3 protein-coding genes are annotated in these 2,648 nt (G+C 73.9%); all 3 read left to right on the forward strand.

What is annotated here, in order from left to right; translation table 11 throughout:
- Positions 1-342: 342 nt before the first annotated feature.
- Complete coding sequence (locus GT042_RS24605; protein WP_161310914.1) at positions 343-1,395, forward strand: 3-oxoacyl-[acyl-carrier-protein] synthase III C-terminal domain-containing protein; 1,053 nt, start codon at positions 343-345, stop codon at positions 1,393-1,395.
- A gap of 13 nt (positions 1,396-1,408) precedes the next feature.
- Positions 1,409-1,933, forward strand: a complete 525-nt coding sequence (locus GT042_RS24610) for an isoprenylcysteine carboxyl methyltransferase family protein (RefSeq protein WP_161310915.1) — start codon at positions 1,409-1,411, stop codon at positions 1,931-1,933.
- Positions 1,930-2,648: FAD-dependent monooxygenase (locus tag GT042_RS24615; RefSeq protein ID WP_161310916.1), on the forward strand; the 719-nt coding region annotated here is incomplete at its 3' end. The genes GT042_RS24610 and GT042_RS24615, both read left to right, overlap by 4 nt.

A 2,648-nucleotide genomic window follows, 5' to 3' on the forward strand; every position in this document is an offset into this window, starting at 1 on the left:
GTGGGGCCGGGGTGACAGGCCCTCAGCAGCCCGGCCACGACGCCGCGCGACGACCGGCCCTGCGCGTTGCGGGGCACCCCGCCGACCGGCCCGCGAGCCGTTGCCCCGGTCGCGGCCCCGACCTGTGCCTCTGCCTGCTCGGTGGCGTCCACGCCCTCATCGTAGGCCGCCCGCAGGCGGGTTGGGGGTGCGTCACCGGAGGGCTGTACGGGTGACGGGTGTCCCGGCCCCGCAGACGGCCGCCCAGGGGCTTTCGCGGGGCCGTACAGGCGACTTCGGGTGTGGCGATGCGGAGCGGGGGCAGGAATGGCACGTCCCACATCCCCCAGCCTCGGACCGCAGATGACTCGCATCGCAGCCGTCCATGGAGCCCTGGCTCCGCACCAGCACAGCCAACAAGAGCTCACCGACATGGTCGCGAAGACGTGTCTGCCGGCGGGAGCGGACCGCCGGGTCCTGGACCGGGTGCACCGCGGCGCGCGGGTGGACACCCGCCACACGGCACTGCCGTTGGAGGCGTACGGGGATCTCAAGGACTTCGGGGCCAGCAACGACGCCTTCATCGCCGCCGCCGTGCCGCTGGGCGCCGAGGTCGTCGGCGCGGCGCTGGACGAGGCGGGGCTGTCCCCCCGCGACGTCGACCTGCTGATGTTCACCTCCGTCACCGGCATCGCCGCCCCCTCCGTGGACGCCCGGCTGGTGGGACTGCTCGGGATGCGGCCCGACGTCAGGAGGGTCCCCGTCTTCGGACTCGGGTGTGTCGCCGGGGCGGCGGGCATCTCGCGGCTCGACGACTACCTCCGGGGGCGCCCCGACGACGTGGCGGTGCTGCTCTCGGTCGAGCTGTGCTCCCTGACCTTGCAGCGCGACGACATGTCGGGGGCCAACCTGGTCGCCTCCGCGCTCTTCGGGGACGGCGCCTCGGCGCTGGTCGCCACCGGCGCCAGGCGCCGGGGCGCGGGGCCGGTCGTCGTCGACACCCGCAGCCACATGTACCCGGACACCCAGGAGGTCATGGGCTGGGACATCACGGGCTCCGGCTTCCGGATCGTGCTGGACGCGGTCGTCCCCGACCTCGTACGGAAGAACCTGGCGCCGGAGGTGGACTCCTTCCTCGCCGACCACGGCCTCACCCGCGACGACATCACCGCCTGGGTATGCCACCCGGGCGGGCCGAAGGTGCTGGAGGCGATGGAGGACGTCCTCGAACTCCACGACGGGGCACTGGATCTGACGTGGCGTTCGCTCGCGTCGGCGGGCAATCTGTCGTCGTCGTCCGTGCTGCACGTCCTGCGTGACACGCTGGCCGAGCGCCGGCCGCCGGCCGGCAGCGCGGGACTCCTGATCGCCATGGGGCCCGGTTTCTGCTCCGAGATGGTCCTGCTGCGCTGGTAGAGGGAAGGACGAGATGATCTGGTACACCGCGCTGATCCTGGCCGTCGGCGCCGAGCGCCTCGCCGAACTGGTCGTCGCCAAGCGGAACTTGCGCTGGAGCCTGGAGCGCGGCGGCGTCGAGCGGGGGCAGGGGCACTATCCGCCGATGGTGGTCCTGCACACCGGACTGCTGCTCGGCTGCCTCGCCGAAGTGTGGCTGGCCGACCGGCCGTTCGACGCCGCCCTCGGCTGGTCGATGCTCGCCGTCGCGGTGGCCGCGCAAGGGCTGCGCTGGTGGTGCATCCGCACCCTGGGCCCGCGCTGGAACACCAAGGTGGTGGTTGTCCCGGGGCTGCCGCTGGTGACGGGCGGACCGTACCGGTGGTTCCGCCACCCCAACTACGTGGCGGTGGTGGCGGAGGGGATCGCGCTGCCCCTCGTGCACACCGCCTGGACGACGGCGCTCGTGTTCACCGTCCTCAACGCCTGGCTGCTGACCGTCCGCACAAGGTGCGAGAACCGGGCGCTCGACACGGTCGCCGTCGGCGTCACGACGTGATCGACCTCCTGGTCGTCGGGGGCGGACCGGCGGGGCTGGCGACCGCGGTGCACGCCACCCTCGCCGGGATGGAGGCGGTGGTGGTCGAACCGCGTCCCTCCCCGGTCGACAAGGCCTGCGGCGAGGGCGTGATGCCCAGCGGCGTACGGGCGTTGCGCGCCCTCGGCCTCGAACTCCCGCCCGGCCACCCGCTGCGCGGGATCCGCTACGTTCGCGGCCCCCACCACGCCGAAGCGCCGTTCGGCGACGGTACGGGGCTCGGGGTCCGCCGTACGGAACTGCACGCGGCCCTCACCCGGCGCGCCGAGGAGGCCGGCGTCAAGATCGTGACGGACCGCGTCGGCGAGATCGGGCAGAGCGCCGACTCCGTCACGGCGGCGGGGCTGCGGGCCCGCTGGCTGGTGGCGGCGGACGGGCTGCACTCGCCGGTACGGCGCGGTCTCGGCCTGGACCTGCCCGACCGCAGGCCCCGGCGGTACGGCCTGCGGCGGCACTACCACGTGAAGCCCTGGACGGACTTCGTCGAGGTGCACTGGTCGGACGCGGGCGAGGCGTACGTGACCCCGGTCGCCGAGGACGTGGTGGGGGTGGCGGTCCTCAGCACCCGTCGCCGCGGCTACGACGAGCACCTGGCCGCCTTCCCCGATCTGCTCGACCGGCTCGACGGGCCGCCCGCGACCTCCGTGCGCGGGGCGGGTCCGCTGCGGCAGCGGGT

The organism is Streptomyces sp. SID3212 (genome assembly GCF_009865405.1).
GTDB lineage: Bacteria > Actinomycetota > Actinomycetes > Streptomycetales > Streptomycetaceae > Streptomyces.

Bases quoted from the DNA above. Each gene is read 5' to 3' on its own strand.
- GT042_RS24605 (WP_161310914.1), top strand. From the start codon at position 343: ATGACTCGCATCGCAGCCGTCCATGGAGCCCTGGCTCCGCACCAGCAC.
- GT042_RS24610 (WP_161310915.1), top strand. From the start codon at position 1,409: ATGATCTGGTACACCGCGCTGATCCTGGCCGTCGGCGCCGAGCGCCTC.